At 71.6% G+C, this 345-nt stretch carries 1 pseudogene; it reads right to left on the reverse strand.

From position 1 onward, the window contains the following. Positions 1 to 206, reverse strand: a pseudogene (locus MKK63_RS06285) (hypothetical protein); the annotation flags it as partial. Positions 207 to 345: the final 139 nt, after the last annotated feature.

Here is a 345-nt window from a genome sequence, read left to right on the forward strand (position 1 = left end):
AGGGACGGCTCCGCGTCCCCACCGCCCTCCAGGTCCGCGTCGCCGTCCAAGTGGTCCAGCACAGCGATGATGCGGTCCGCGGCGTCCAGCGCGATCTGAGCCGCCTCCTCCAGGCTGGCCCGGCGTGCAGGGCCAGTCAGCGGCTCACTGGCAATGTTACCAGTGATCGGCTCTGGCCGCGGGGTGAATGTCAGGACATCGCCCATGCGTCCGGCCTCGGGCTGTGATCGGCAGGCTCGGCGGGATCCGGCCGCGGCGGTACGCACGGCCCCGCAGGGAAGGCTCAGCGCTGGTGCGTGGAGTTCAGCTCGTCGAGCATGGCGGGACCGGCCGTTGGGCCGTTCG

The sequence above is a fragment of the Methylobacterium sp. J-088 genome, assembly GCF_022829295.1.
Lineage (GTDB): Bacteria > Pseudomonadota > Alphaproteobacteria > Rhizobiales > Beijerinckiaceae > Methylobacterium.